This window comes from Streptomyces sp., from assembly GCF_035644915.1.
GTDB lineage: Bacteria > Actinomycetota > Actinomycetes > Streptomycetales > Streptomycetaceae > Streptomyces.
Genome location: NZ_DASQNP010000106.1, coordinates 1 through 25,503 on the forward strand (window position 1 = coordinate 1; position 25,503 = coordinate 25,503).

Consider the following 25,503-nt stretch of genomic DNA (forward strand, 5'->3'; position numbering starts at 1 on the left):
CCGTCCGGCGAAGGGCGCCTACGGGGAGGACTACACCGGGCCGGGCGGCGGGAGCGGCGGCGCTCCGGCCGCGGACGGCGGCTCGGGCCGGGGCTGACCGGTCCGGGCCGCCCCCGGAGACCCCCGCACAACGGCACGCCACCGCCGCCGGGTTCCGCACGGAACCCGGCGGCGGTGGCGCGTCCGGCACCCCGTCGGCGGTCCGTACGCGCGAAGGGGAACCCGGCCGTTCCGCCGCGGTGTGACGTGTGGCACGATGCTGGGCACCCCCGGCCGCCTCGCATTCACAGGAGTCGTCCCGCGTGCAGCTTCCGGCAGGCTCTGTCTCCTCCCAGGTCTCCTCCCAGACCGTCCACTCCACCACCTCCCCGGTCGTCCCTCCCCAGCCCTCCCGCCCGTCCACCCCGCCGCCTTCCCGGCCCGCGCCGCCCCACACCCGCACGCGTGCGGTGCACTGGATCGTCACGGCCGCGGCGCTGGGCGCCGTGCTGGGCGGCTCCGCGCTCCTGAGGCCCGCCGGCGCCACTGCCACCCCGGCGCCGGACACCGCCGCGGTGACCCCCGGCCCGGACGCGGACACGGCCCGTTACCCGCTGGACTGCGGCCCGTCGGAGCCCGAGGTGACCGACAGGGCCGCGGTGGACTTCGACGGCGACGGGCGGGCCGAGACCGTCGCGGTGGTCCGCTGCGCCGCGGGCATCGGCACCCCGCCCAGCGGGATGTACGTCCTGGCGCACCCGGAGCGCGAGGGCGGCCGGCCGCGGGTCGCCGAGACCCTGGTGGACCCCGAGGAGGGGATGGCCGTCCAGGACCTCACCGTCCGCGGCGGCACGGTCTTCGCCCGGCTGCTCGGCTACTCCTCGGACGAGGTGCCCCGCTGCTGCCCCGACATGGCGCGGGACGTCGAATGGAACTGGCGGGGCGGGAAGTTCGTGCTCAGGGCCGCGCCGACGGCGCGCGGTGTGTGATCCGTCACGGTGCGTCGGGGCCGTACACCTCGACCTTGTCCGAGACCCGCCGCACGTGGATGCACTCGCCCGGGCACTCCCTGGCCGAATCCACCACGTCGTTCAGCAGCGGCAGCGGTACGGGGGCGGTCGCCCCCGGCTCCGTCAGCAACTCCGCCTCCCCGCCCTCGGGAGCGGGCGCCTTGACGTAGGCGAGCCCGTCGACGTCCAGCTCGAAGACGTCCGGCGCGTACTGCGCGCAGATGCCGTCCCCGGTGCAGAGATCCTGGTCGATCCAGACTTCCATGTCGGTGAGCTGCTCGTTTCGCGCGCCCATGCTGTTGCCTGCCGTTCCTGCGCTCGTGACCGGACCGTGTGACGGAATGTTGATATGACTTCGGCGGAATAGAGCCACCCATGGCGGGGGTTGACGGTCTTGACGATACAACCGGCCGCTTTCCGGCGGTGTTGGGTGGGTATTCACCCGGGGTAAGGGAGTGCGCAAGGGTGAAGATCGGACACACCCCGACCGTCTTTGTGATCTAGGGGTTTCAACCCCCACCGGTCCAGGTAGGGTCAGGAAGCGTCCAGCTCCCCTTGGAGGAGGTGAGGACCGTGGCAGCCCACGACGACGACATCAACCGCGGCATCCGGCCCGAACGGGGGTCCGACGACCCGGCCGGCCAGGTTGCCCATCTCGAGCAGGAGATCGCCGTCCTGCGCCGCAAGCTCGCCGACTCTCCGCGCCACACTCGGATTCTCGAGGAGCGGATCGTCGAGCTGCAGACGAACCTGGCCGGCGTGTCCGCACAGAACGAGCGGCTCGCCAACACCCTCCGTGAGGCCCGCGACCAGATCGTGGCCCTCAAGGAGGAGGTCGACCGGCTGGCTCAGCCACCGGCCGGCTTCGGGGTCTTTCTGCAGGCGAACGAGGACGGTACGGCCGACATCTTCACCGGCGGGCGCAAGCTCCGGGTGAACGTCAGCCCCAGCATCGACCTCGATGAGCTCAAGCGTGGCCAGGAGGTCATGCTCAACGAGGCGCTCAACGTGGTCGAGGCCATGGACTTCGAACGCGCCGGGGACATCGTCACCCTCAAGGAGGTCCTGGAGGACGGCGAGCGCGCCCTGGTCATAGGGCACACCGACGAGGAGCGTGTGGTGCGGCTCGCCGAGCCGCTGATGGACGTCACGCTGCGTGCCGGTGACGCCCTGCTGCTGGAACCGCGCTCGGGGTACGTCTACGAGGTCGTCCCCAAGAGCGAGGTCGAGGAGCTCGTCCTCGAAGAGGTCCCGGACATCGACTACACCAAGATCGGTGGCCTGGGCGGGCAGATCGAGCTGATCCGCGACGCGGTGGAGCTGCCCTACCTCTACCCGGACCTGTTCAAGGAGCACGAACTCCGTCCCCCCAAGGGCGTGCTGCTGTACGGCCCGCCCGGCTGCGGCAAGACACTGATCGCCAAGGCCGTCGCCAACTCCCTTGCCAAGAAGGTCGCCGAGGTGACCGGGCGGCCCCAGGGGAAGAGCTACTTCCTCAACATCAAGGGCCCCGAGCTGCTCAACAAGTACGTCGGCGAGACCGAGCGGCACATCCGGCTGGTCTTCCAGCGGGCCCGGGAGAAGGCGAGCGAGGGCACGCCCGTCATCGTCTTCTTCGACGAGATGGACTCCCTCTTCCGCACCCGCGGCTCCGGGGTCAGCTCGGACGTGGAGAACACCATCGTCCCGCAGCTGCTGTCGGAGATCGACGGTGTGGAGGGCCTGGAGAACGTCATCGTCATCGGCGCCTCCAACCGCGAGGACATGATCGACCCGGCGATCCTGCGTCCCGGCCGCCTCGATGTGAAGATCAAGATCGAGCGTCCGGACGCCGAGGCCGCCAAGGACATCTTCTCGAAGTACCTGACGCCGAACCTCCCGCTGCACCCGGAGGACCTCGCGGAGCACAACAACGACCCCGAGGCCACCGTCGCCGCGATGATCCAGACGGTCGTCGAGCACATGTACGCGGAGTCGGAGGAGAACCGCTTCCTGGAGGTCACCTACGCCAACGGTGACAAGGAGGTCCTGTACTTCAAGGACTTCAACTCCGGCGCGATGATCCAGAACATCGTCGACCGGGCCAAGAAGATGGCGATCAAGGCCTACCTCGACCACAACCAGAAGGGCCTCAGGGTCTCCCACCTGCTCGCCGCCTGCGTGGACGAGTTCAAGGAGAACGAGGACCTGCCCAACACCACCAACCCCGACGACTGGGCCCGCATCTCCGGCAAGAAGGGCGAGCGGATCGTCTTCATCCGCACCCTCGTCACCGGGAAGCAGGGCGCGGACACCGGACGCTCCATCGACACGGTGGCCAACACCGGCCAGTACCTGTAACAAGACACCGTCCGGCTGCGGATGCCTGGATTCCCCTCCCGCCGGGAGGGGAAAGGCATCCGCAGCCGGATCTTTTCCAAGGAAAAGCGGTGAAGTCCGCAGTGATCTCCCAACCGCGGCCCGTCCGTCCTAGGCTCGTCCGTACTGACGCCTCGCGCAGTGCGGGACCGGGGACCGCATACGGGCCGGATGCGCAGCGGGACTTGAGCGGCGGCCCAACGGCGGGCCGCCGCCGGGCAAGGAGGGCCGCATGACCGTACGGCGAGTAATGGGCATCGAGACGGAGTACGGGATCTCCGTCCCCGGCCACCCGAACGCCAATGCCATGCTCACCTCATCCCAGGTCGTCAACGCCTACGCGGCGGCGATGCACCGGGCGCGCCGCGCCCGCTGGGACTTCGAGGAGGAGAACCCGCTGCGGGACGCCCGGGGATTCGATCTCGCGCGCGAGGCCGCCGATGCCAGCCAGCTCACGGACGAGGACATCGGCCTGGCGAACGTGATCCTCACCAACGGTGCGCGACTGTACGTGGACCACGCGCACCCCGAGTACAGCGCGCCCGAGGTCACCAACCCGCGCGACGCCGTGCTGTGGGACAAGGCGGGCGAGCGGATCATGGCCGAGGCCGCCCGCCGTGCCGCCGAGGTGCCCGGCGCCCAGCCGATCCACCTCTACAAGAACAACACCGACAACAAGGGCGCCTCCTACGGGACGCACGAGAACTACCTGATGAAGCGGGAGACCCCCTTCTCGGACATCGTGCGCCACCTGACGCCCTTCTTCGTCTCCCGCCAGGTCGTCACCGGCGCCGGACGGGTCGGGATCGGCCAGGACGGCTCCGAGCACGGCTTCCAGATCAGTCAGCGCGCCGACTACTTCGAGGTCGAGGTCGGTCTGGAGACCACGCTCAAGCGGCCCATCATCAACACCCGCGACGAGCCGCACGCCGACGCGGAGAAGTACCGCCGGCTGCACGTGATCGTCGGCGACGCCAACCTGTCGGAGATCTCCACCTACCTCAAGCTCGGCACCACCTCCCTGGTGCTGTCCATGATCGAGGACGGCTTCATCGCCGTCGACCTCGCCGTGGACCAGCCCGTGCGCACCCTGCACCAGGTCAGCCACGACCCGTCGCTGCGCCGGCTGGTCACGCTGCGCAGCGGGCGGAAGCTGACCGCGGTCCAGCTCCAGATGGAGTACTACGAGCTGGCCCGCAAGTACGTGGAGGAGCGCTGGGGCGCGGACGCCGACGAGCAGACCAGGGACGTGCTGGCCCGCTGGGAGGACGTCCTGGGACGCCTGGAGACGGACCCGATGAGCCTGGCGGGCGAGCTGGACTGGGTGGCCAAGAAGGAGCTGATGGAGGGCTACCGCCGCCGCGACGGCCTGGACTGGGACGCCGCCCGGCTGCACCTGGTGGACCTGCAGTACGCCGACGTACGCCCCGACAAGGGCCTGTACAACCGTCTGGTGGCCCGCGGCCGGATGAAGCGGCTGCTGGACGAGGCCGAGGTGGAGCGGGCCCGCAGCAAGCCTCCGGAGGACACCAGGGCCTACTTCCGCGGCCGCTGCCTGGAGCAGTACGCCGACGCCGTGGCCGCCGCGTCCTGGGACTCGGTGATCTTCGATCTGCCCGGTCGGGACTCGCTCCAGCGGGTACCCACCCTGGAGCCGCTGCGCGGCACGCGCGCCCACGTCAAGGACCTGCTGGACCGCTGCCGCACGGCGGAGGAGCTGGTCCGGACGCTCTCGGGAGGCTGAGGCCGGGGCGGGGACCGGGGCAGTCGGCGGGCGGCGGACGGCTGAACATCTCCGGATGGGGGAATCATGGAGGTGGCTTCCGGACGTTGTAGGCAGTGACTCGTCAGTGACAGGAGAGGGTCGATGTCGGACCCGGCTTGTAGGGTCCGATCTTGTACCGTCCAACCGAGCGGGGTGAGGTATATGGCGACCAAGGACACCGGCGGCCAGCAGAGGGCGACACGCTCCACCGAGGAGGTCGACGAGCAGGCGCAGGACGCCCAGGTCTCGGAGGACCTCAAGGAGCGCCACGAGGCGCTGTCGGACGAGGTGGACTCCGTGCTGGACGAGATCGACGACGTGCTGGAGGAGAACGCCGAGGACTTCGTGCGGTCCTTCGTGCAGAAGGGCGGAGAGTAAGGCGTGTCCCCCCGTCCCGCACCCCCGCACAGGCGGGGGTGCGGGACGGATGACATCAGTCGCCGGGGGTAAGGTCCGTGCAGTGATCGATGATCTGTTCTCATGATCTGGTGGAAGGAAACGTGTGGAAGCCAACACTCGTAGCTCAGGGCGTCTGCCGGCTGCCTTCCTGACGCCGGGCTCGTCCTCGTTCATGGACTTCCTGTCCGAGTACGCGCCCGAACAGCTCCCCGGCAACCGTCCGCTGCCGCCCGTGAAGGGCGCCGTCGAGGCGCCGCACGGCACGACGATCGTCGCGGTCACCTTTCCCGGCGGCGTGGTGCTGGCGGGTGACCGGCGCGCGACGATGGGCAGCATGATCGCGCAGCGCGCCATCGAGAAGGTCTTCCCGGCCGACGAGTACAGCGCGGTCGGCATCGCCGGGACGGCCGGGCTCGCCGTGGAGATGGTCAGGCTCTTCCAGCTCGAACTGGAGCACTTCGAGAAGGTCGAGGGCACCACCCTCTCGCTGGAGGGCAAGGCCAACCGCCTGTCCACGATGATCCGCAGCAACCTGGGCATGGCCCTCCAGGGTCTGGCGGTGATCCCGCTGTTCGCGGGGTACGACATCGACCGTGAGAAGGGCCGCATCTTCTCCTACGACGTCACCGGCGGACGCTCCGAGGAACTGGGCTTCGCGGCCGTGGGCTCCGGCTCGGTCTTCGCGCGCGGTTCGCTCAAGAAGCTGCACCGCGACGACCTCACCGAGCAGGAGGCGACCACGGTGGTCGTCCAGGCCCTCTACGACGCCGCGGAGGACGACTCCGCGACCGGCGGGCCCGACCTCGTCCGCCGCATCTACCCCGTCGTCGCGGTGATCACGGAGGATGGTTTCAGGAAGCTCACCGAGGACGAGGTCGCCGAGGTCGCCCGCTCGGTGCACGACGGCCGGCTCCAGTCGCCCAACGGGCCGCAGGCCCCCGTGCTCTAGGAATCAGGAAGGGACGGATAGCCGGTGTCGACGCCGTTCTATGTCTCACCCCAGCAGGCCATGGCGGACCGCGCCGAGTACGCCCGCAAGGGCATCGCGCGCGGCCGCAGCGTGGTCGTGTTGCAGTACGCCGACGGCATCGTGTTCGTCGCCGAGAACCCCTCTCGCGCACTGCACAAGGTCAGCGAGATCTACGACCGGATCGCCTTCGCGGCGGTGGGCAAGTACAACGAGTTCGAGAACCTGCGCATCGGCGGGGTCCGCTACGCCGATCTGCGGGGCTACACCTACGCCCGGACCGATGTCACCGCCCGGGGCCTGGCCAACGTGTACGCCCAGACGCTGGGCACCATCTTCTCCAGCGCGGCGGAGAAGCCGTACGAGGTGGAGCTGATCGTCGCCGAGGTCGGGGAGGGCCCCGAGGACGACCAGATCTACCGGCTGCCGCACGACGGCTCGATCGTCGACGAGCACGGCTCGGTGGCGGTCGGCGGCAACTCCGACCAGATCAGCAGCTACCTCGACCAGCGCCACCGGGACGGGATGACCCTCGGCGAGGCGCTGAAGCTCGCGGTGGAGTCCCTGAGCAGGGACAACAACGGCACTGAGCGCACCCTCACCGCCGACCAGCTCGAGGTCGCCGTCCTGGACCGCACCCGGCCCCAGCAGCGCAAGTTCAAGCGCATCCTGGGCCGCCGGCTCTCCCGGCTGCTGGAGGAGGGCGGAGCGTCCGCCACCGGCGCCGGGGAGGGCGCCGGGGAGGGCGAGGAGGAGTCCTCCGGCCCGGCGGACACCTCCGGGAAGTGATGCCGCGGATCCCGCGGTTCCGTGCCCGCGTGCGCCGGCCGGCGCTCAGCGCCCGCCGGGGCGCGCGGGCACATCCGGCGGCGGAGCGGTCGAGCCCCGCACGACCAGCGCCACCGGCAGGGTGGTGACCCGCGCCGGGGCGGCCGGGCCGTCCCCCGCGTCCGCGGCGCCCTCCGCGCGGTCCGCGTCCTCCGCACGGTCCAGGACGGCCAGCAGGGCCCGCATCCCGGCCGCCCCCGCCTCCTCGGCGGGCAGCCGCACGGTCGTCAGCTCCGGCTCGACCGCGCGGGCGAGCGCCAGGTCGTCGAAGCCGGTGACCGAGACGTCCTCCGGCACCCGCAGCCCCAGACGCCGCACCGCCTTGCAGGCGCCCGCCGCCAGCACGTCGTCGTCGCAGATCAGCGCGGTCGGGCGCGGGTCGGCCGTCAGCGCGTCCAGGGCGGCGCGCGTCCCGTCCGTCACGCTCAGCGCGGCCGGCCGGACGAGCGGCGGCCGGCACCCGGCCGCGCGCACCGCCTCGGCCAGGGTCTCCGCCCGCACCCGGAAGGTCCAGGAGTCCACCGCGGCGGCGATGTGGGCCAGCCGGCGGTGGCCGAGCCCCAGCAGGTGCGCCACCACCTGCCGCATGCCGTCGGCGATGTCGAGGTTGACGGTCGCCGCGGCCTGGGTCCGCTCCGGCTCGCTGTCGAGCATGACCAGCGGCAGCCCGCCGTCGGCCCGCAGGGCGGCCAGCGCCTCGGAGGCCATCGAGGAGGCGATCACCCCGTCCAGTGCGGCGCCGGCGGAGTCGAAGGGGTCCCGGGCGGGGCCGACCCCCTCCGGCGAGGGGTAGAGCACCACCCCGAAGTCGTGCTCGGCGGCCACCCGGGCGGCCCCCGCGTGCAGCCGGGCGAAGAACTCGTTGGTGAGCGCCGGGACGACCAGCAGGGCCGTCCGGGTCCGCCCCAGGCGCAGGTTGCGGGCGGCCAGGTTCGGCCGGTAGCCCAGCTCCCGCGCGGCCGCGCGCACCGCCTCGGCCTTCCCCGGCGAGACCCGGCCGCGCCACTTGCCGCGCAGCACCAGGGAGACGGCCGCCTGCGAGACCCCGGCGGCGCGTGCCACGTCCCGGCTCGTCGGCCGGGGACGGTCGGTGGTCACTGGCTGGCTCCCGGGGCGGACGGACGGTGGACGGAGGGTGCCGTCCCGGTATCCGGCATGGACCCGGGAGGCTGCCTCATGGTACGTATGACGGAGCACGTTATACGTAACACTCCACCATCACGTCCCAAGCCGCCGGGAGGACCCGGAGGAGAGGAGCCGACGCATGGCGACGGGCTACGCCGACCTGCTGCGCGCCAGACACGCGATGCGGCTGCTCGCCGGCACCCTGGTCGGCCGGCTGCCGAACGCCACCGCCCCCCTGGCCATCGTGCTGTTCACCCGGGCCGAGGGCGGCAGCTACGCGCTGGCGGGCGCGCTGTCCGCCGTCTACGGCCTGTCCAACGCCGTCGGCCAGCCGCTGCTGGGCCGCGCGGTGGACCTGTGGGGCCAGCCGCGGGTGATGCTGCCCGCCGCGCTGCTCTCCGGGCTCGGCATGGCCGTCCTCGCCCTCGCCGGGATCGCCCCGCTGCCGCTCGCCTACGCCGCGGCGGCCGCCGCCGGGCTGTTCACCCCGCCCCTGGAAGGCGCCCTGCGCGCCCTGTGGCCCAGCGTCCTGGGGCGGCCCGACCGGGTGCACGCCGCCTACGCCCTCGACGCGGTCGCCCAGGAGGTGATGTTCACCCTCGGCCCGCTGGCCGTCACCGTGCTGGTGGCCTTCTGGAACGAGGCCGCCGCCCTGCTGGTCGTCAACGCGCTGGGCGTCCTCGGCGCCCTGTCCGTGGTGCTCTCGCCGCCCTCCCGCCGGTGGCGCTCCGCCCCGCGCGAGGCGCACTGGCTGGGCGCCCTGCGCTCCGGCGGGCTGCTGGCCCTGCTCGGCGCCTTCTTCTTCGTCGGCCTCGCCCTCGGCTCGATCGCGGTCGCCGCGGTCGCCTACGCCGACACCCACGGCGACAGCCTGATCTCCACCTACCTGCTCTCGGCGCTCGGGGCGGGCGCCCTCGTCGGCGGCGTGGTCTACGGGGGCCGGACGTGGGCCGGGGAGCCCGAGCCGCGGCTGCGCGCCCTGGTGGCGGCCCTGGCGGCCGGCTACCTGCCGCTGGCGCTGACCCCCGCCCCCGTGGCGATGACCCTCCTGGCCGGGGTCTCCGGCGTCTTCCTGGCCCCCTCCCTCGCCTGCGCCTTCGTCGTGGTGGACCGGCACGCGCCGACGGGCACGGTCACCGAGGCGTTCTCCTGGCTGGTGACCTCCTTCGGTGTCGGCGCCGCGGCGGGCACGGCCGCGGTGGGGCCGGTCATCGAGCGGGGCGGCCCGGCGGCGGGCTTCTCCGTCGCGGGCGCGGGCGGCCTCGCCGCGCTGCTCGTCCTCCTCGCCACCCGCCGTGTCCTGGCGGTTCCCGACACCGCGCCGGGGTCCGCCACCCGGGGGGAAAGTGATCGGAACGGGTCCACCGAAGCCGGTTTCAAAACCGGGCATCGGGCGTAATGTTCACTCATGGACCGCCGAATCTTCGGGCTGGAGAACGAGTACGGCGTCACATGTACGTTCCGGGGACAGCGACGCCTGTCTCCTGACGAGGTGGCGCGGTACCTCTTCCGCCGTGTCGTGTCATGGGGCCGCAGCAGCAACGTATTCCTCCGCAACGGCGCCCGCCTCTACCTCGATGTGGGCTCCCATCCGGAGTACGCCACTCCGGAATGTGACAACGTGATCGAACTGGTCACCCACGACAAGGCGGGCGAGCGCATCCTGGAAGGGCTCCTCGTCGACGCCGAGCGCCGCCTGCACGAGGAGGGCATCGCGGGCGACGTCTACCTGTTCAAGAACAACACCGACTCGGCGGGCAACTCCTACGGCTGCCACGAGAACTACCTGGTGGCCCGGCACGGGGAGTTCTCACGCCTGGCGGACGTCCTCATCCCGTTCCTCGTCACCCGGCAGCTCATCTGCGGAGCCGGCAAGGTGCTCCAGACCCCGCGCGGCGCGGTCTTCTGCGTCAGCCAGCGCGCCGAGCACATCTGGGAGGGTGTCAGCTCCGCGACCACCCGCTCCCGGCCGATCATCAACACCCGCGACGAACCGCACGCCGACGCCGAGCGCTACCGGCGCCTGCACGTCATCGTGGGCGACTCCAACATGTCCGAGACCACCAACCTGCTCAAGGTCGGCGCCACCGACCTCGTGCTGCGCATGATCGAGGCGGGCACGGTGATGCGCGACCTCACCCTGGAGAACCCGATCCGGGCGATCCGCGAGGTCAGCCACGACACCACCGGCCAGCGCAAGGTCCGCCTAGCCAACGGGCGCGAGGCGTCGGCGCTGGAGGTGCAGCAGGAGTACTACGAGAAGGCGGCCGACTTCTGCGAGCGCCGCGGCATCCGCACGGGCGTGGTGGACCGGGTCCTGGAGCTGTGGGGCCGCACCCTGGAGGCGATCCGCACCCAGGAGCTCGACAAGGTCAACACCGAGATCGACTGGGTGATGAAGTACCAGCTCATCGAGCGGTACCGGGCCAAGAACAACATCACCATGTCGCACCCGAGGGTCGCCCAGATAGACCTCGCGTACCACGACATCCACCGCCGCCGCGGCCTGTACTACCTGCTGGAGCGCAAGGGGCAGGCGGCCCGGATCTGCAACGACGTCAAGATCTTCGAGGGCAAGTCCGTGCCGCCGCAGACCACCCGCGCCCGGCTGCGCGGCGACTTCATCCGCCGGGCGCAGGAGCAGCGCCGCGACTTCACCGTGGACTGGGTGCACCTGAAGCTGAACGACCAGGCCCAGCGCACGGTGCTGTGCAAGGACCCGTTCCGCTCGGTGGACGAGAGGGTGGAGAAGCTCATCGCGGGGATGTGACCGGCCCCGGAGGGGCGTGTCCGCAGCGCAGGGACACGTCCTCCGGAGCCGGGAACGAAATCGGTTCTTCCGCCAGTTGTGGGAGGTGGACCGGGTGGCCCGTAGAGTGGCCGGAACGCCCGGACACCTCCTACACCACGAGTTGGACTGATGCTGCAAACTCCCGGGGTACGCCCCCCACACCCCCGTCCCCTCGCGGCGGCCGGCCGCCGCGTGGCCGCGGTCCTGGTCGTTCCCGCCCTGCTGTTCACCGCGGCGTGCGGCTCCGACGGCTCCGACGGCTCCTCCGAGTCCGCCACGAAGGTCTCCGGCCGGGTCGGCGAGAAGCCGAAGGTCACCGTGCCCGAGGACGCGGAGGCCCCCGACAAGGCCGCCGTGCGGACCATCGCCGAGGGCAAGGGCGACAAGATGGCCAAGGGCGACTTCGTCCGCATGGACGTCTTCGCCCGGATGACCGGCAACGACCAGGAACTGATCAACACCTGGAAACAGCAGTCGAGCGGTGCCAAGGGCGGCGCCCACACCCAGATGGTCGTCCGGCTCGGCGAGGAGCAGCAGATGCTGCCCACGTCGGTCATGGACGCCCTGGTGGGCGAGCGGACCGGCGGCCGCGTGCTCGTCGAGGGCACCGCCAAGGCGATCATCGGCGACCGGCTCAACCCGCAGGCCGGGATCAACGAGACCGACGGCATGGTCTGGGTGGTCGACCCCGTCGCCACCGCCAAGACCGACGCCAAGGCCGAGGTCAGCGGCGAGCAGGCCCCCGCCGAGGAGGGCATGCCCGAGGTGAGGGTCAACAAGCAGAAGGCCGCCACCATCACCGTCCCCAAGGGCGGGAAGGCCCCCAAGGAGCTCAGGCAGCAGGTGCTGGTCAAGGGCGACGGACCCGAGGTCAAGGCCGGTGACGGCCTGATCGCGCAGTACACCGGGGTCAAGTGGGAGGACGGCAAGAAGTTCGACTCCTCCTGGGACCACGGGGGCGCCACCGCCTTCCAGATCGGCACGGGGTCGGTCGTCAAGGGCTGGGACCAGGGCCTGGTCGGCAAGCGGGTCGGCGACCGCGTGCTCCTCGTCATCCCGCCGGAGCTGGCCTACGGCAGCAACCCGCAGTCGGAGCTGGCCAAGAACACCCTGGTGTTCGTCGTGGACATCGTCGGTAAGGTCTGACGCCTTCCGGCGGCCGGAGCCGGGTCTGCGAGACTGGCACGGTTGTTGTGAAAAAACGTTCGTAGGAGCAATTTCGTGAGCATCGACAAGCCCGAGATCGACTTCCCGGGCGGCGAGCCCCCGGCGGACCTGGAGATCAAGGACATCTGGGAGGGCGACGGACCGGTCGCCAAGGCGGGGGACCACGTCTCCGTGCACTACGTGGGCGTCGCCTTCTCCACCGGCGAGGAGTTCGACGCGAGCTGGAACCGCGGCACCCCGCTGCAGTTCCAGCTCGGGGTCGGCCAGGTCATCCCCGGCTGGGACCAGGGCGTCCAGGGGATGAAGGTCGGCGGCCGCCGCCAGCTGATCATCCCGCCGCACCTGGCGTACGGCGACCGGGGCGCCGGCGGCCGGATCAAGCCGGGCGAGACGCTCATCTTCGTCTGCGACCTGGTCTCCGTCTGAGACCACCGGTGAGGTCCCGGCCCGGGAGAAGGGGGCGGGAACACCCCGGACCCGGGGCAGGGCGGACGACGCCGGGGCCCGTGCCGTACGGCACGGGCCCCGGCTTTGTACCGGGCGTCCCCGGAGCGGTACGGTCGACGATCGGGAGAAGCACGAGAGAGGGCGTCGATGGCCATTGCCAAGGCCGAGCGGCTGATGAATCTGGCGCTGTGCCTGCTGGGGGCCCGGCGTCCGCTGACCAAGCGCGAGCTGCGGGCGTCGATCGAGGCGTACCTGGAGGTCGGCGGAGGACCGGGCCGGGCCGGGAGCGAGGACGCCTTCAACCGGATGTTCGAGCGGGACAAGGACGACCTGCGCGAGCTGGGCATGGTCATCGAGACCGTGGAGAACCTGGACGGCGAGATCGCCTACCAGGCCCGCCGCGACAGCAACCGCCTGCCGCCCATCACCCTGGACGCCGAGGAGGCCGCCGCCCTCACCCTGGCCGCCAAGGTCTGGCAGCAGGCCCGTCTCGCCGGGGCCGCCAGCGGCGCCCTGCAGAAGCTGCGCGCCGCCGGGATGCCGCTGGCCGACGCCGACGAGGGGGACCCGTACGGCGGCCACAGCGCCCTGGAGCCGCGCATCCCCGTCCACGAGGCCGCCTTCGAACCCCTGATGCTCGCCTGCCGCGACCGGCGGCCGGTCACCTTCGCGTACCGCAAGTCCAACGCCGCCCGCTCCGAGACCCGGCACGTCGAGCCGTGGACCCTGGAGTGCTGGCGCGGCCACTGGTACCTGGCGGGCTTCGACCGCGACCGGGGGGCCGAGCGGGTCTTCCGCCTGTCCCGCATCACCGGGCCGGTCCGCTCCCGCGCCGGGGCCTACACCGCCGAGGTCCCCGACCACGTCACCGTGCGCGAGACCGTCGAGCGCTGGGCCGGGGAGATCGCCACCGCCACCGCCCGCATCAGGCTGCGGCAGGGCGCGGGCTACCCGCTGCGGGCCAGGGCCGTCGAGGTACGGGACGCCGGGGACGGCTGGGACGAGCTGGAGATCCCCTACGGCCACGGGCTGGACGCCTGGCTGGTGGAGTTCGGGCCGGACGTGGTCGTGCTGGAACCGGCCGAGCTGCGGGCCGATGTGATCGACCGGCTGCGCGCCGTCGCCAAGGGCTGAGGAAGGGACGCCGCCGACATGGCAACCAACGCCATCGACCAGACCCGCCGGATGCTGTCCCTGGTGACCTACCTGCGCGAGCGCCCCGGCGCCCGTGTGGAGGACGTCGCCCGCGCCTTCGGCATCACCACCGACGAGCTGATCTCCGACCTCCACGTCCTGCCGATGTGCGGCACCAGCTTCCGCGGCGGCGACCTGCTCGACATCGACACCGACGGCGAGCGCATCTGGTGGCACAACGCCGACGCGGTCGGCTCCGGCACCGGCGAGCCGCTGCGGCTCGCCGCGGACGAGGCCACCGCCCTGCTGGTCGCCGCGCGGGCCGTCGCCACCCTGCCGGGACTGCGCGAGAGCGACCGCGACGCCCTCCAGCGCGCCACCGCCAAGATCGAGGCGGCGGCGGGGGAGAGCGCCGGGGCCAGCTCCCGGCTGTCGGTCACCTTCGAGTCCGAGGGCGGGGTCTTCGCGGACGTGGACCGGGCCATCGCCGAGCGGCGGCGGCTGTGGATCCGCTACTACTCGCCGGCGCGCGACGAGCTCACCGAGCGCGAGATCGACCCGATCCGGCTGTTCGCCGTCGGCCACACCTACGTCGAGGCCTGGTGCCGCCTGTCCGAGGCGCGCCGCACCTTCCGGCTGGACCGGGTGGCCGAGATCAAACTGCTCGACGAGCCGTCCGACCCGCCGCCCATCGAGCTGCGCGACCTGTCCGAGGGGCTGGTGCAGCCCTCCGCCGAGGACCCCGAGGTGGTCGTCGAGGTGGGGCCGGGCGGCCGCTGGGTCGCCGAGTACTACCCGCACGACAGCGCCGAGGAGCTGCCCGAGGGCGGGCTGCGCATCACCCTGCGCACCCCCGACCCGGCCTCCCTGCGCCGCCTCGCCCTGCGGCTGGGCCGCGACGGCCGGATCGTCTCCCCCAAGGAACTGGCCGACAGCGCCCGGGACGCGGCGCGGGCGGCGCTGGCGGCGTACGGGGACTGAGCGGGGCGGCCGGGACCGCCCGGAAGGCGGCGGAGCCGGGCCGTCCACTACGCTCGCCCCCATGGTCTGGCCGATGTTCTTCCTCGCCCTCGCCTTCTGCGGGATCGCCGTGCTCGGCGTGCTCGCCGTACGGGTCGGACTGGAGGTGCGGCGCCTGGCCCGTGCGGTCGGCGACGGCTGCGAGCGCCTCGCCCGCGCCGCCGAGGACCTGGAGCGGGCCGCGACCCCCCTGGCGGCCCGGGCCCGGTCCGAACGCTGAGCGCCGGCGGCCTCCCGGCGGCACCGCGCCGTGCGCTCTCCAAGCCCGGACGCGGGAACGGTACTCTTCGTAGAGTGCGCGGGCGGCGACCTGCGGTCGCCGTACCGGGATGACGCAGAGGCATTGCCCCCTGTTCACCCCCCAGGGTTACGATCGCTGCCAGCGCACCAGCACGAGGAAGCCCGTCCCCACCAGTAGGCAGGCACAGACACCGCCGCCCCGGCGAGAAGGTAGTGGCACATGATCGGCAACCTGAGGCCCATGGAGATCGTTCTGATTCTCCTTGTCATCCTGCTGCTGTTCGGCGCCAAGAAGCTCCCCGACATGGCCCGTTCGCTCGGCAAGTCGGCCCGCATCCTCAAGAGCGAGGCCAAGGCGATGAAGAAGGAGAGCGAGGACGAGGCGGCCGCCCGGCAGGACACCTCGGCCCAGCAGTCCGCCCCCAAGACCATCCAGGCCGCTCCCGGCGACGTGACCAGCTCCCGGCCGGTGACCGAGCCGGGCCAGCAGACCACCAAGAACTGACCCGGCCCGGTACCGGCACCGCTCACACCCCCCAAGACCACTGACACCGAGGACGTGGGTTGCTCAAGTCCGCCCGTAAACAGGGGAAGCCGCAGAGGGATCCGGAAGGGCGCATGCCGCTCGCGGAGCACCTGCGGGAACTGCGCAACCGCCTGATGAAGTCGGTGCTGGCCATCCTGGCCGTCACCGTCGTGGCGATGTTCTACTACAAGCAGATCGCCGACTTCATCACCGAGCCCGTCCGCGACTCCATCGGCTGCACCAAGGGCTTCGGCGAGGCGGCCGAGGACGGCGAGGCCTGTGCCGAGATCACCGTCAACGGTCTGGTCGCCCCCCTCACGATCATGCTCAAGGTGGCGCTCACCGCCGGCGTGGTGCTCGCCTGCCCGGTCTGGCTCTACCAACTGTGGGCCTTCCTGGCCCCGGGGCTGCACAACCACGAGAAGAAGTACGCGCGCGCCTTCGTCGGGGCCGGCGTGCCGCTCTTCCTCGGCGGCGCCTACCTGGCATACGTCACGCTGCCCGCCGCCGCCAGGACCCTGATCGAGTTCACCCCCGACGAGACGGGCAACTTCATCCCGCTGGACGACTTCCTCGACATCGTCACCCGGCTGGTGATCGTCTTCGGGCTCGCCTTCGAGCTGCCCCTGCTGCTGGTGATGCTGAACTTCGGCGGCATCGTCACCGGTCGCAAGCTGCTGGGCTGGTGGCGGATCATGGTGGTCTCCATCACGCTCTTCGCCGCCGTCGCCACCCCGACCGGCGACCCGCTGACCATGGGGGCGCTGGCCCTGCCGATCGTGCTGCTGTACTTCGCCGCCGTCGGGGTCTGCCTCCTCAACGACCGCCGCCGCCGGCGCAAGGACCCCTACGCCGGGCTGAGCGACGACGAGGCGTCCCCGCTCGACCACACGCCGGAGGCGGTCGGCGCCGTCGAGCCCGTCGAGGCCCCCGCCGCGCTGCCCGAGGGCGCCGCCGATGACGGCTCCACCAGGCGGAACGGGTACGACGACGCCACCTGAGCCGGTATCGTCCGCGCGTGACCAGCGAGATCACCCTCTTCGTCAACCCCACCGCCGGCCGTGGCCGCGGTGCGCACGCCGCCCAGCCCGCCGCCCGCGTCCTGCGGGAGGCGGGCTTCGCCGTGCGCACGGTCGTCGGCACCGACGCCGGTGACGCGCTCGCGCGGGCGCGCGAGGCCGTCGCCGGCGGCACCGGCGCCCTGGTCGCCGTCGGCGGGGACGGCATGGCCTCCCTCGCCCTCCAGGCGGTGGCGGGGACCGGCACCCCGCTGGGCGTCGTCGCCGTCGGCACCGGCAACGACATCGCCCGCGCCCTGGAACTGCCCGTCCGCGACCCGGCCGGGGCCGGACGGGTGATCGCCGAGGCCCTCAAGGCGGGGCACGGCCGGACCGTCGACCTCGGCCGGGTCGGCGGGCGCTGGTTCGGCAGCGTGCTGGCCTCGGGCTTCGACTCCCGCGTGAACGACCGCGGCAACCGCATGCGGTGGCCCGCCGGACGGCTGCGCTACGACATCGCGATGCTCGCCGAACTGGCCGGGCTGCGCACCGTCCCGTACCGCATCACGCTCGACGACGGCCCGGCGCTGGAGACCGAGGCGACGCTGGTCGCGGTCGGCAACGGCCCCTCCTACGGCGGTGGGATGCGGATCTGCTCCGGCGCCCGGCTGGACGACGGCCTGCTGGACGTCACCGTGGTGGGGGAGTGCAGCCGCACCACCCTGCTGCGGGTCTTCCCGCGCGTCTACCGGGGCACCCACCTCGGCCACCCCGCGGTGACCGTGCACCGGGCGGCGAGGGTCACCCTGGAGGCGCGCGGGGTGACCGGCTACGCCGACGGCGAGCCGCTGGGCTCCCTGCCGCTGACGGCCGAGGCGGTCCCCCGGGCGGTGCGGGTGCTCACCGCCCCGGCGCCCGCCACCCCGCCCACCACCTCGCCCACCACCCCGTCCACCACCCCGTAAAGATCAGGTGTTCCGTCGGTGGCGGCCGGTAGGCTCGTACGTACGATGACCGAGGACATGTCCCCCGCAGAGCGTTACGCCGCCGCCCGGCGACGCGCCGCCGAGCAGGCCACCGCTCTGGCTCCCTTCCGTGAGATGTACGACTTCGAGCTGGACCCGTTCCAGATCGAGGCGTGCCAGGCCCTGGAGGCGGGGAAGGGCGTGCTGGTGGCGGCGCCCACCGGCTCCGGCAAGACGATCGTGGGCGAGTTCGCCGTCCACCTGGCCCTCAGCCGGGGCCGCAAGTGCTTCTACACCACCCCCATCAAGGCGCTGTCCAACCAGAAGTACAACGACCTGGTCAAACGCTACGGCGCGGACAGGGTCGGCCTGCTGACGGGCGACAACAGCATCAACGCCGAGGCACCGGTGGTCGTGATGACCACCGAGGTGCTGCGGAACATGCTCTACGCCGGGTCGCAGGCGCTGGCCGGGCTGGGATACGTGGTGATGGACGAGGTGCACTACCTCTCCGACCGCTTCCGCGGCGCCGTCTGGGAGGAGGTCATCATCCACCTCCCCGACTCGGTGACCCTGGTGTCGCTCTCCGCGACCGTCTCCAACGCCGAGGAGTTCGGCGACTGGCTGGACACCGTCCGCGGCGACACCGAGGTGATCGTCTCCGAGCACCGGCCCGTGCCGCTGTGGCAGCACGTGCTGGCCGGGCGGCGGATGTACGACCTGTTCGAGGAGAAGGACGGCCGGCGCGAGGTCAACCCGGACCTGGTGCGCATGGCCCAGTTGGAGAACAGCCGCCTGCCGGCCTTCCGCGACCGCCGCCGGGGCAAGCTGGTGCGCGAGGCCGACCGGGAGCGGGAGCGGCGTCAGCGCAGCCGGATCTGGACGCCCAGCCGCCCCGAGGTGATCGAGCGGCTGGACGCCGAGGGGCTGCTGCCCGCGATCACCTTCATCTTCAGCCGCGCCGGCTGCGAGGCGGCCGTACAGCAGTGCCTGTACGCCGGGCTGCGGCTGAACGACGCGGCGCAGCGGGCGCGGGTGCGCGAGATCGTGGAGGAGCGCACCGCCTCCATCCCCGACGAGGACCTGCACGTCCTGGGCTACTTCGAGTGGCTGGAGGGCCTGGAGCGGGGCATCGCCGCGCACCACGCGGGCATGCTGCCCACCTTCAAGGAGGTCGTCGAGGAGCTGTTCGTCCGCGGCCTGGTCAAGGCCGTCTTCGCCACCGAGACCCTGGCGCTGGGCATCAACATGCCCGCCCGGTCGGTGGTGCTGGAGAAGCTGGTCAAGTGGAACGGCGAGCAGCACGCCGACATCACCCCCGGCGAGTACACCCAGCTCACCGGGCGCGCCGGGCGGCGCGGCATCGACGTCGAGGGGCACGCGGTGGTGCTGTGGCAGCGCGGCATGGACCCGGGCGCCCTGGCCGGGCTGGCCGGCACCCGCACCTACCCGCTGCGGTCCTCCTTCCGCCCGTCGTACAACATGGCGGTCAACCTGGTCTCGCAGTTCGGCCGGCACCGCTCGCGCGAGTTGCTGGAGACGTCCTTCGCCCAGTTCCAGGCCGACCGCGCGGTCGTCGGGATCTCCCGCCGGGTGCAGCGCAACGAGGAGGGCCTGGAGGGCTACCGCAAGGCCATGACCTGCCACCTCGGCGACTTCGAGGAGTACGCGCGGCTGCGGCGCGAGCTGAAGGACCGGGAGACCGAACTGGCCCGGCAGGGCGTGCTCCAGCGGCGCGCGGCGGCGGCCGACTCGCTGGAGAAGCTCCGTCCGGGCGATGTGATCCACGTGCCCAGCGGCAAGTTCGCCGGGCTGGCGCTGGTGCTGGACCCGGGGGTTCCGGCGGGGCGCAGCCCGGGCCACCGCGGCTGGGAGCACCACGACGGACCGCGCCCGCTGGTGCTGACCGCCGAACGGCAGGTGAAGCGGCTGGCGTCCGTCGACTTCCCCGTACCGGTGGAGCCGCTGGACCGGATGCGGATCCCCAAGTCCTTCAACCCGCGCAGCCCGCAGTCCCGCCGCGACCTGGCCTCCGCGCTGCGGACCAAGGCCGGCCACCACGAGCCGGTGCGCAACCGCCGCAGGCAGCGCGCGGCGGCGGCCGACGACGCCGAGATCGCCCGGCTGCGCAAGGCCATCCGCGCCCACCCCTGCCACGGGTGCGACCAGCGCGAGGACCACGCCCGCTGGGCCGAGCGCTACCACCGCCTCAAGCGGGACACCCGTCAGCTCGAGCGCCGCATCGAGGGCCGGACGAACACCATCGCCCGCACCTTCGACCGGGTGTACGCGCTGCTGTCCGACCTGGGCTACCTGCGCGGCGACGAGGTGACCGAGGACGGCCGGCGGCTGGCGCGGCTCTACGGCGAGCTGGACCTGCTGGCGAGCGAGTGCCTGCGGGAGGGGGTCTGGGAGGGCCTGTCCCCGACCGAGCTGGCCGCCTGCGCCTCGGCCCTGGTCTACGAGTCCCGCACCGCCGACGACGCGCTGCCGCCCACGCTGCCCGGCGGCCGGGCCAAGCACGCCCTCGGCGAGATGGTCCGCATCTGGGGCAGGCTGGACGCCCTGGAGGAGGAGCACCGGATCAACCAGACCGAGGGCGTCGGCCAGCGCGAGCCCGACCTCGGCTTCGCCTGGGCCGCCTACCGCTGGGCCGAGGGCGACGGCCTGGACGCGGTGCTGCGGGACACCGACATGCCCGCCGGTGACTTCGTGCGCTGGTGCAAGCAGCTCGTCGACGTCCTGGGCCAGATCGCCGCGGCGGCACCGGAGGGCGGCACGGTCGCGCGCAACGCGCGCAGGGCGGTCGACAAGCTGCTGCGCGGCGTGGTGGCGTACAGCTCCGTCGGCTGACCGGCCCTCCCCGGGCGTCTTCCGTCTCCGGCCCGGCACGCGGTGTTGACCGCGTGCCGGGCCGCGGGCATGTTCAAGCGTGCGTCACCTGCCGGGCACGCGCGGGTCGTCGGCCCCCGGCAGGGTTCCCCGCGGGTCCCGCGGTCCGCCGCGCCCCACCGTGTTCCGCCGCGCCCCACCGTGTTCCGCCACGTTCCCCGCGGGCCCGTGCCCGCCGCACCGGGAGGTCGATGTGCGCACCGAGAGCAGACTCCGGATCCGCCGCTGGGCCGCCGCCGCGACCGCGGTCGCGGCCGTCGCGACGCTGTCGTCGGCGGCCCAGGCCCGGCCCGGCGATCCGGCCCGGGGGCTGAGGCTCAACCAGATCCAGGTGATGGCCACGCACAACAGCTACCACCGGGAAGTCTCCTTCGCCGAACAGAAGGTGATGGAGCGGCATGACCCGAACTTCGCCAACCTGCTCTACAGCCACGCCTCCCTGCCCGTGCAGTTCGCCGACCAGCGCGTCCGCGGCATCGAACTGGACGTCTTCCCCGACCCCGACGGCGGCCTCTACGCCGATCCCCTGATCCGCAGGGCCGCGGGCCTGCCCGCGCCCGCCGACCCGGACTGGCGCAGGCCCGGATTCAAGGTGCTGCACTGGGCCGACTTCGACCACCGCACCAACTGCGTCACCCTGCGCGGGTGCCTCACCCAGGTCAGGGACTGGTCCCGGCGGAACCCCGGCCACGTCACCGTGCCGATCCTGCTGGAGCTCAAGCGCACCGATCCGCGCCTGGAGGAGATGGGCGGCGTCAAGAGCCCGCCCTGGGACACCGCGATGCTCGACGCGCTGGACGCGGAGATCCGCACCGTCTTCGGCGACCGGAGGACCGTCACGCCCGACGACGTCCGCCGGCGGGGCGAGACCCTGGAGCAGTCCGTCCTCCGCCACGGCTGGCCCACGGTGGCCGCCTCCCGCGGAAAGGTGATGTTCCTGATGGACAACGACGACGCCGCGATCCAGGACGCCTACCGGGCCGGGGGCCGCGAGAGCCTCCAGGGGCGGGTGCTGTTCACCGACTCGCGGCCCGGGCGCCCGGACGCCGCCTTCGTGAAGTGGAACGACCCCACCGGCGACAACCGGGCCGTGATCGCGGACCTGGTGGAGCGCGGCTACTTCGTCCGGACCCGCTCCGACGTCCCGCTGACCGAGGCGGCCTCGGGGGACACGAGCCGGTTGCGGGCGGCGCTGGACTCCGGCGCCCAGATGGTGAGCACCGACTTCCCCGTCCCCGGCCTGGCGGCGCGGTACGGCTCCGACTACACCGCGGCGCTGCCGGGCGGCCTCACCGTGCGCTGCAACCCGGTCAGTGCCCCGCCGCGCTGTCCGTCGGGGCGGCTGGAGCGCTGACGCCGGGGGGCGGCCCGCGCCCCTCCTGCTCCACCGCCGCCCGCGCGTCCCCCTGCCGCTCCGGCGACTGCCGGCCGCCCTCGCCGTGGCCCGGGCGCCGGTGGCCCGGGACGGGCAGCAGCTCGCGCGGCGGGCGCGCGGATGCCGGCGCGGTCGAACGGTTCGGGGCGCCGCACGCCCTCGGCGCCGGGCACCGCACGGGACGTCCGCGGGGCCGGCCGCTGCCTGCGCACCGCCCGGGCCCGGTCCGGGCGCGGTGGTTCACCCCGCCAAGGCGTCCAGCAGCCGCCGCAGCGAGCCGCCCAGCCCCCACCGCCCGGCCAGCTCCTCCAGCTCCTGTGCGTGCAGCGGCTCGGTGGGGAGCGCCGGATCGAAGTCCGGCAGCGGCACGTCGTCCGCGACCCGCACCACCTTCGGGGCCACGGCCAGGTAGTCCCGCGCCGCGTCCAGCTTCCTGCGCTGCGCGGGGGTGAGGCCGGAGGAGGGGTCGTCGACCGCGGCCAGGACGCCGTCGAGGTCCCCGTACGCCTCCAGCAGCCTGGCGGCGGTCTTCTCGCCGACGCCGGGGACTCCCGGCAGGCCGTCGCTCGGGTCGCCGCGCAGCAGCGCCAGGTCCGCGTACGCCGCCCCGCTCGCCACGCCGTACTTCTCGCGCAGGGCGGCCTCGTCGACGACCATGGGGTCGCCCATGCCCTTGACGGGGTAGAGCACCCGCACCCCGCGCGCGTCGTCCACGAGCTGGAACAGGTCGCGGTCGCCGGTGACGACGTCCACCGGTCCGGCGGCCCGGCGGGCGAGGGTGCCGATGACGTCGTCGGCCTCGTAGCCGTCCGCACCCACCCGGGCGATGCCCACCGCGTCCAGCACCGCGTCGATCACCGGGATCTGCGGGGCCAGGGTGTCGGGGGTCTCCTCCAGATCCGGTGCCCCGGCGGCCTCCTCGGCCACCCGGTGGGCCTTGTACGAGGGGATCAGCTCGACCCGCCACGCGGGCCGCCAGTCGTGGTCCAGGCACGCCACCAGGTCGTCCGGGCGGTGGTCGCGCACCAGGCGGGCGACGAAGTCCAGGAGTCCGCGCACCGCGTTGACCGGGGTGCCGTCGGGCGCCCTCACCGACTCCGGAACCCCGAAGTAGGCGCGGTAGTACAGGGAGGCGGTGTCGAGCAGGAGGCACTTTCGCGGCGTGGTCATGGGGTCCATCATGGCCGACGGGCACGCGGCCGGGACGCCCTCTTCCCTTTGACATGGGCATGCTTTAAAACTGATCACGTCCCACCACTTCGATCCCCGTGAGGTGAGAGATGGCCCTGCGCCGCCGTGTCCCCGCCGTCGCCGCCGCCGTCCTCGCGGCGGCGCTGCCGGCCGCCCCGCCCGCCCACGCCGATCCCGTACCGCCCGAGCACGCGATCGTGGTCTGCCAGACCGCGAGCTTCTACGCCAACTACGACAGCGCCAGCGGCCCCACCGGCTTCAAACGGACGCTGACGTACGGCGACAAGATCGGCCACACCCGCGGCGCCCACCCCGTCTACAACGGCTGGGCCGCCTCCTTCGACTACGGCCCCAACGACTGGGGCTACCTCCGCTACGAGTGCATCGGCGGCTACGGCTCCTGGTGACGCCGGCCGGCCCCCGCTCGACCCGCACCCCGCTTCCGCACCGACAGGAGAGGAGTCCCGTGTCCCGCACCCGCCGTTCCCCGCACACCGCGGTGGGCGCCGTCCTCGGCGCCGCCGCCCTGGTCGCCCTGAGCGCGGTTCCCGCCCACGCCGCCAACGGCACCATCGGCGTCCGCGAGACCGTCTGCGCCCAGGACCTCTACGTCCGCGTCGCCCCGAACGACGGCGCCTGGATGGGCACCCTGTACCGGGGCCAGACGTTCCTGGTCGAGGCCAAGGACGGCAACTACGTCTACGGCTTCGCCTACGGCGACGTCAACCGCAGGGGCTGGGTGCAGGACGGCTGGTTCTGCTGAGCCCCCGGCCGGGCCGCCCGCCCGGCCCGACCGGCCCTCCGGGGCCGCCCCTGCCCGGCGGCCCCGGTACGGTGGCGCGGTGACCACCGTCCGCCGCGTCGTCTCGCTCGTCCCCTCCCTGACCGAGGCCGTCGCCGCCACCGCGCCGGAGCTGCTGGTCGGGGCCACCGACTGGTGCAGCCATCCGCCGGACCTGGACGTCGTCCGCGTCCGGGGCACCAAGAACCCCGACCTGGAGCGGATCACCGCCCTGGCCCCCGACCTCGTCATCGCCAACGAGGAGGAGAACCGCCCGGCCGACCTCGCCGCCCTGCGGGACGCCGGGGTGGCGGTGCTGGTCACCGAGGTCCGCACGCTCCCGCAGGCGTTCGCCGAGCTGGACCGGGTGCTCACCGCCGGCTGCGGGCTGCCCCGGCCGGACTGGCTGGACGCGGCCGAGGCCGCCTGGCGCGCGGTGCGGCCGCGGTTCGACGCCACCGCCGTGGTGCCCGTGTGGCGGCGGCCGTGGATGGTGCTCGGCCGGGACACCTTCGCGGGCGACGTGCTGGCCCGCCTCGGGGTGCGCAACGCCTACGCCGGGCACCCCGAGCGCTACCCCCGCGTGGACGTCGGGGAGCTGAACGAGCCGGGGCGGGCCGACCTCGTCGTGCTCCCCGACGAGCCGTACCGCTTCACCGCCGGCGACGGCCCCGAGGCCTTCCCCGGGCTGCCCGCGGCGCTCGTCAGCGGACGGCACCTGACGTGGTACGGGCCCTCGCTGGCCGAGGCGCCCGGGGTGCTCAGCGCGGCACTGGCCGCCGCGCTGTCCGCTCCGCCGCGCTGACCAGCGCGCGCATCACCCGCACGTCCTCACCGGTGTCCGCCTCCGGATGCCACTGCACCCCCAGCGTCCAGGCCGCCGCGCCGGGCAGCTCGACCGCCTCGACCGTGCCGTCCCCGGCGTGGGCGCAGGCCACCAGGCCCTCCCCGAGCCGGTCCACGGCCTGGTGGTGGTAGGTCGGCACCGACACCTCCACCGCGTCCGCCGCGCCGGGGCCCGACAGCACCCGGGCCAGCCCGGTGCCCGGCACCACGGTGACGGTGTGCGCGCCGAAGACCCCGGGCGGGCCGGTGTGGCCCTCCAGGTGCTGCACCAGCGTGCCGCCCAGGGCGACGTTGAGGAGCTGCATCCCCCGGCAGATCCCCAGCAGCGGCAGCCCGGCGGCCAGCGCCGCGTCGATCAGGGCGAGCTCCCAGGCGTCCCGCTCCCGGGCGGGCGGCCCGGTCTCCGGTGCCGGGGCGGCCCCGTACCGCACGGGCTCCACGTCCGGGCCGCCCGCGATCACCAGGGCGTCCAGCCGCGCCACCGCCGCGGCGGCGGCCCCGGGGGCGTCGTCCGGCGGCAGCAGCGCGGCCAGCCCGCCGGCCCGCTGGACCAGCCGGTGGTACCCGGCGGGCAGCAGCGCGGCGGGCTGCCGCCACACCCCCCACCGCACCGAGGACTCCAGGTAGGTGCTGACACCGATGAGCGGGGCGGGCACGGGCGTCTCCTGTGTCTGTCGGCCACGTCCGTGGCGGTCGTCT

Annotated in this window: 25 protein-coding genes; 21 read left to right on the forward strand and 4 right to left on the reverse strand. The window is 72.9% G+C overall.

The window, feature by feature from the left end:
• Window positions 1-302 precede the first annotated feature (302 nt).
• On the forward strand, window positions 303-968 hold the full coding sequence (locus VE546_RS12455; protein WP_324921620.1) for a hypothetical protein: 666 nt from the start codon (window positions 303-305) through the stop codon (window positions 966-968).
• Window positions 969-972: 4 nt separating this feature from the next.
• On the opposite strand, the gene VE546_RS12460 is transcribed toward VE546_RS12455, so the two are convergent.
• A complete protein-coding gene (locus VE546_RS12460) occupies window positions 973-1,284 on the reverse strand; it encodes a ferredoxin (protein ID WP_324921622.1) in 312 nt (103 codons plus the stop codon).
• 278 nt (window positions 1,285-1,562) lie between these two features.
• Between VE546_RS12460 and arc the strand changes: the two genes are divergently transcribed.
• The 5 genes from arc to prcA all read left to right on the forward strand — a co-directional run bounded on the left by arc (window position 1,563) and on the right by prcA (window position 7,267).
• The gene (arc, locus tag VE546_RS12465) at window positions 1,563-3,329 is read left to right on the forward strand and encodes a proteasome ATPase (protein ID WP_324921624.1); all 1,767 of its coding nucleotides are present in this window, start codon (window positions 1,563-1,565) and stop codon (window positions 3,327-3,329) included.
• A 250-nt stretch (window positions 3,330-3,579) separates the two neighbouring features.
• The gene (gene dop, locus VE546_RS12470; RefSeq protein WP_349256451.1) at window positions 3,580-5,091 is read left to right on the forward strand and encodes a depupylase/deamidase Dop; all 1,512 of its coding nucleotides are present in this window, start codon (window positions 3,580-3,582) and stop codon (window positions 5,089-5,091) included.
• A gap of 183 nt (window positions 5,092-5,274) precedes the next feature.
• The gene (locus VE546_RS12475) at window positions 5,275-5,490 is read left to right on the forward strand and encodes a ubiquitin-like protein Pup (RefSeq protein WP_324921626.1); all 216 of its coding nucleotides are present in this window, start codon (window positions 5,275-5,277) and stop codon (window positions 5,488-5,490) included.
• Window positions 5,491-5,614: 124 nt separating this feature from the next.
• Window positions 5,615-6,460, forward strand: coding sequence for a proteasome subunit beta (gene prcB / locus VE546_RS12480; protein WP_324921628.1), 846 nt, complete (start codon window positions 5,615-5,617; stop codon window positions 6,458-6,460).
• 24 nt (window positions 6,461-6,484) lie between these two features.
• The gene (prcA, locus tag VE546_RS12485; protein WP_324921630.1) at window positions 6,485-7,267 is read left to right on the forward strand and encodes a proteasome subunit alpha; all 783 of its coding nucleotides are present in this window, start codon (window positions 6,485-6,487) and stop codon (window positions 7,265-7,267) included.
• 45 nt (window positions 7,268-7,312) lie between these two features.
• On the opposite strand, the gene VE546_RS12490 is transcribed toward prcA, so the two are convergent.
• Window positions 7,313-8,404: a LacI family DNA-binding transcriptional regulator gene (locus tag VE546_RS12490; RefSeq protein ID WP_324921632.1), complete on the reverse strand. Its 1,092-nt coding sequence runs from the start codon at window positions 8,402-8,404 to the stop codon at window positions 7,313-7,315.
• A 166-nt stretch (window positions 8,405-8,570) separates the two neighbouring features.
• Between VE546_RS12490 and VE546_RS12495 the strand changes: the two genes are divergently transcribed.
• The 12 genes from VE546_RS12495 to VE546_RS12550 all read left to right on the forward strand — a co-directional run bounded on the left by VE546_RS12495 (window position 8,571) and on the right by VE546_RS12550 (window position 21,965).
• The gene (locus VE546_RS12495; protein ID WP_324921634.1) at window positions 8,571-9,830 is read left to right on the forward strand and encodes an MFS transporter; all 1,260 of its coding nucleotides are present in this window, start codon (window positions 8,571-8,573) and stop codon (window positions 9,828-9,830) included.
• Between the two features lie 9 nt (window positions 9,831-9,839).
• Entirely contained in the window at window positions 9,840-11,201 is a 1,362-nt protein-coding gene (gene pafA, locus VE546_RS12500; protein WP_324921635.1) for a Pup--protein ligase, read from the forward strand.
• 150 nt (window positions 11,202-11,351) lie between these two features.
• Window positions 11,352-12,368 (forward strand): FKBP-type peptidyl-prolyl cis-trans isomerase, encoded by a 1,017-nt coding sequence (locus VE546_RS12505; protein ID WP_324921637.1) that lies wholly within the window; start codon window positions 11,352-11,354, stop codon window positions 12,366-12,368.
• Window positions 12,369-12,443: 75 nt separating this feature from the next.
• A complete protein-coding gene (locus tag VE546_RS12510) occupies window positions 12,444-12,815 on the forward strand; it encodes an FKBP-type peptidyl-prolyl cis-trans isomerase (RefSeq protein ID WP_324921639.1) in 372 nt (123 codons plus the stop codon).
• Window positions 12,816-12,983: 168 nt separating this feature from the next.
• Window positions 12,984-13,970, forward strand: a complete 987-nt coding sequence (locus VE546_RS12515) for a helix-turn-helix transcriptional regulator (protein ID WP_324921641.1) — start codon at window positions 12,984-12,986, stop codon at window positions 13,968-13,970.
• 18 nt (window positions 13,971-13,988) lie between these two features.
• A complete protein-coding gene (locus tag VE546_RS12520; protein ID WP_324921643.1) occupies window positions 13,989-14,951 on the forward strand; it encodes a WYL domain-containing protein in 963 nt (320 codons plus the stop codon).
• A 61-nt stretch (window positions 14,952-15,012) separates the two neighbouring features.
• Entirely contained in the window at window positions 15,013-15,210 is a 198-nt protein-coding gene (locus VE546_RS12525) for a hypothetical protein (protein WP_324921644.1), read from the forward strand.
• Between the two features lie 240 nt (window positions 15,211-15,450).
• Entirely contained in the window at window positions 15,451-15,735 is a 285-nt protein-coding gene (gene tatA / locus VE546_RS12530) for a Sec-independent protein translocase subunit TatA (protein WP_324921646.1), read from the forward strand.
• Between the two features lie 113 nt (window positions 15,736-15,848).
• The gene (gene tatC / locus VE546_RS12535; protein WP_324921648.1) at window positions 15,849-16,757 is read left to right on the forward strand and encodes a twin-arginine translocase subunit TatC; all 909 of its coding nucleotides are present in this window, start codon (window positions 15,849-15,851) and stop codon (window positions 16,755-16,757) included.
• Between the two features lie 17 nt (window positions 16,758-16,774).
• Window positions 16,775-17,719, forward strand: coding sequence for a diacylglycerol kinase (locus tag VE546_RS12540; protein ID WP_324921650.1), 945 nt, complete (start codon window positions 16,775-16,777; stop codon window positions 17,717-17,719).
• A 45-nt stretch (window positions 17,720-17,764) separates the two neighbouring features.
• Window positions 17,765-20,572, forward strand: a complete 2,808-nt coding sequence (locus VE546_RS12545; RefSeq protein WP_324921652.1) for a DEAD/DEAH box helicase — start codon at window positions 17,765-17,767, stop codon at window positions 20,570-20,572.
• 232 nt (window positions 20,573-20,804) lie between these two features.
• Window positions 20,805-21,965, forward strand: coding sequence for a phosphatidylinositol-specific phospholipase C1-like protein (locus VE546_RS12550; protein WP_324921654.1), 1,161 nt, complete (start codon window positions 20,805-20,807; stop codon window positions 21,963-21,965).
• A 261-nt stretch (window positions 21,966-22,226) separates the two neighbouring features.
• Here VE546_RS12550 and VE546_RS12555 read toward each other — a convergent pair whose 3' ends face one another.
• A complete protein-coding gene (locus tag VE546_RS12555) occupies window positions 22,227-23,156 on the reverse strand; it encodes a 5'-3' exonuclease (RefSeq protein ID WP_324921656.1) in 930 nt (309 codons plus the stop codon).
• 110 nt (window positions 23,157-23,266) lie between these two features.
• Between VE546_RS12555 and VE546_RS12560 the strand changes: the two genes are divergently transcribed.
• The 3 genes from VE546_RS12560 (at window position 23,267) to VE546_RS12570 (ending at window position 24,763) form a co-directional block, all read left to right on the forward strand.
• Window positions 23,267-23,584, forward strand: coding sequence for a hypothetical protein (locus VE546_RS12560; RefSeq protein WP_324921659.1), 318 nt, complete (start codon window positions 23,267-23,269; stop codon window positions 23,582-23,584).
• A gap of 59 nt (window positions 23,585-23,643) precedes the next feature.
• Entirely contained in the window at window positions 23,644-23,940 is a 297-nt protein-coding gene (locus tag VE546_RS12565) for a hypothetical protein (RefSeq protein ID WP_324921661.1), read from the forward strand.
• A gap of 79 nt (window positions 23,941-24,019) precedes the next feature.
• On the forward strand, window positions 24,020-24,763 hold the full coding sequence (locus VE546_RS12570) for a helical backbone metal receptor (RefSeq protein WP_324921663.1): 744 nt from the start codon (window positions 24,020-24,022) through the stop codon (window positions 24,761-24,763).
• On the opposite strand, the gene VE546_RS12575 is transcribed toward VE546_RS12570, so the two are convergent.
• On the reverse strand, window positions 24,720-25,460 hold the full coding sequence (locus VE546_RS12575; RefSeq protein ID WP_324921665.1) for a gamma-glutamyl-gamma-aminobutyrate hydrolase family protein: 741 nt from the start codon (window positions 25,458-25,460) through the stop codon (window positions 24,720-24,722). The genes VE546_RS12570 and VE546_RS12575 overlap by 44 nt on opposite strands.
• Window positions 25,461-25,503: the final 43 nt, after the last annotated feature.

Coding starts and splice junctions, on each gene's coding strand:
- VE546_RS12460 (WP_324921622.1), bottom strand. CDS start 1,284: ATGGGCGCGCGAAACGAGCAGCTCACCGACATGGAAGTCTGGATCGAC.
- dop (WP_349256451.1), top strand. CDS start 3,580: ATGACCGTACGGCGAGTAATGGGCATCGAGACGGAGTACGGGATCTCC.
- VE546_RS12475 (WP_324921626.1), top strand. CDS start 5,275: ATGGCGACCAAGGACACCGGCGGCCAGCAGAGGGCGACACGCTCCACC.
- VE546_RS12495 (WP_324921634.1), top strand. CDS start 8,571: ATGGCGACGGGCTACGCCGACCTGCTGCGCGCCAGACACGCGATGCGG.
- pafA (WP_324921635.1), top strand. CDS start 9,840: ATGGACCGCCGAATCTTCGGGCTGGAGAACGAGTACGGCGTCACATGT.
- VE546_RS12505 (WP_324921637.1), top strand. CDS start 11,352: ATGCTGCAAACTCCCGGGGTACGCCCCCCACACCCCCGTCCCCTCGCG.
- VE546_RS12515 (WP_324921641.1), top strand. CDS start 12,984: ATGGCCATTGCCAAGGCCGAGCGGCTGATGAATCTGGCGCTGTGCCTG.
- VE546_RS12520 (WP_324921643.1), top strand. CDS start 13,989: ATGGCAACCAACGCCATCGACCAGACCCGCCGGATGCTGTCCCTGGTG.
- VE546_RS12525 (WP_324921644.1), top strand. CDS start 15,013: ATGGTCTGGCCGATGTTCTTCCTCGCCCTCGCCTTCTGCGGGATCGCC.
- tatA (WP_324921646.1), top strand. CDS start 15,451: ATGATCGGCAACCTGAGGCCCATGGAGATCGTTCTGATTCTCCTTGTC.
- tatC (WP_324921648.1), top strand. CDS start 15,849: ATGCCGCTCGCGGAGCACCTGCGGGAACTGCGCAACCGCCTGATGAAG.
- VE546_RS12545 (WP_324921652.1), top strand. CDS start 17,765: ATGACCGAGGACATGTCCCCCGCAGAGCGTTACGCCGCCGCCCGGCGA.
- VE546_RS12555 (WP_324921656.1), bottom strand. CDS start 23,156: ATGACCACGCCGCGAAAGTGCCTCCTGCTCGACACCGCCTCCCTGTAC.
- VE546_RS12560 (WP_324921659.1), top strand. CDS start 23,267: ATGGCCCTGCGCCGCCGTGTCCCCGCCGTCGCCGCCGCCGTCCTCGCG.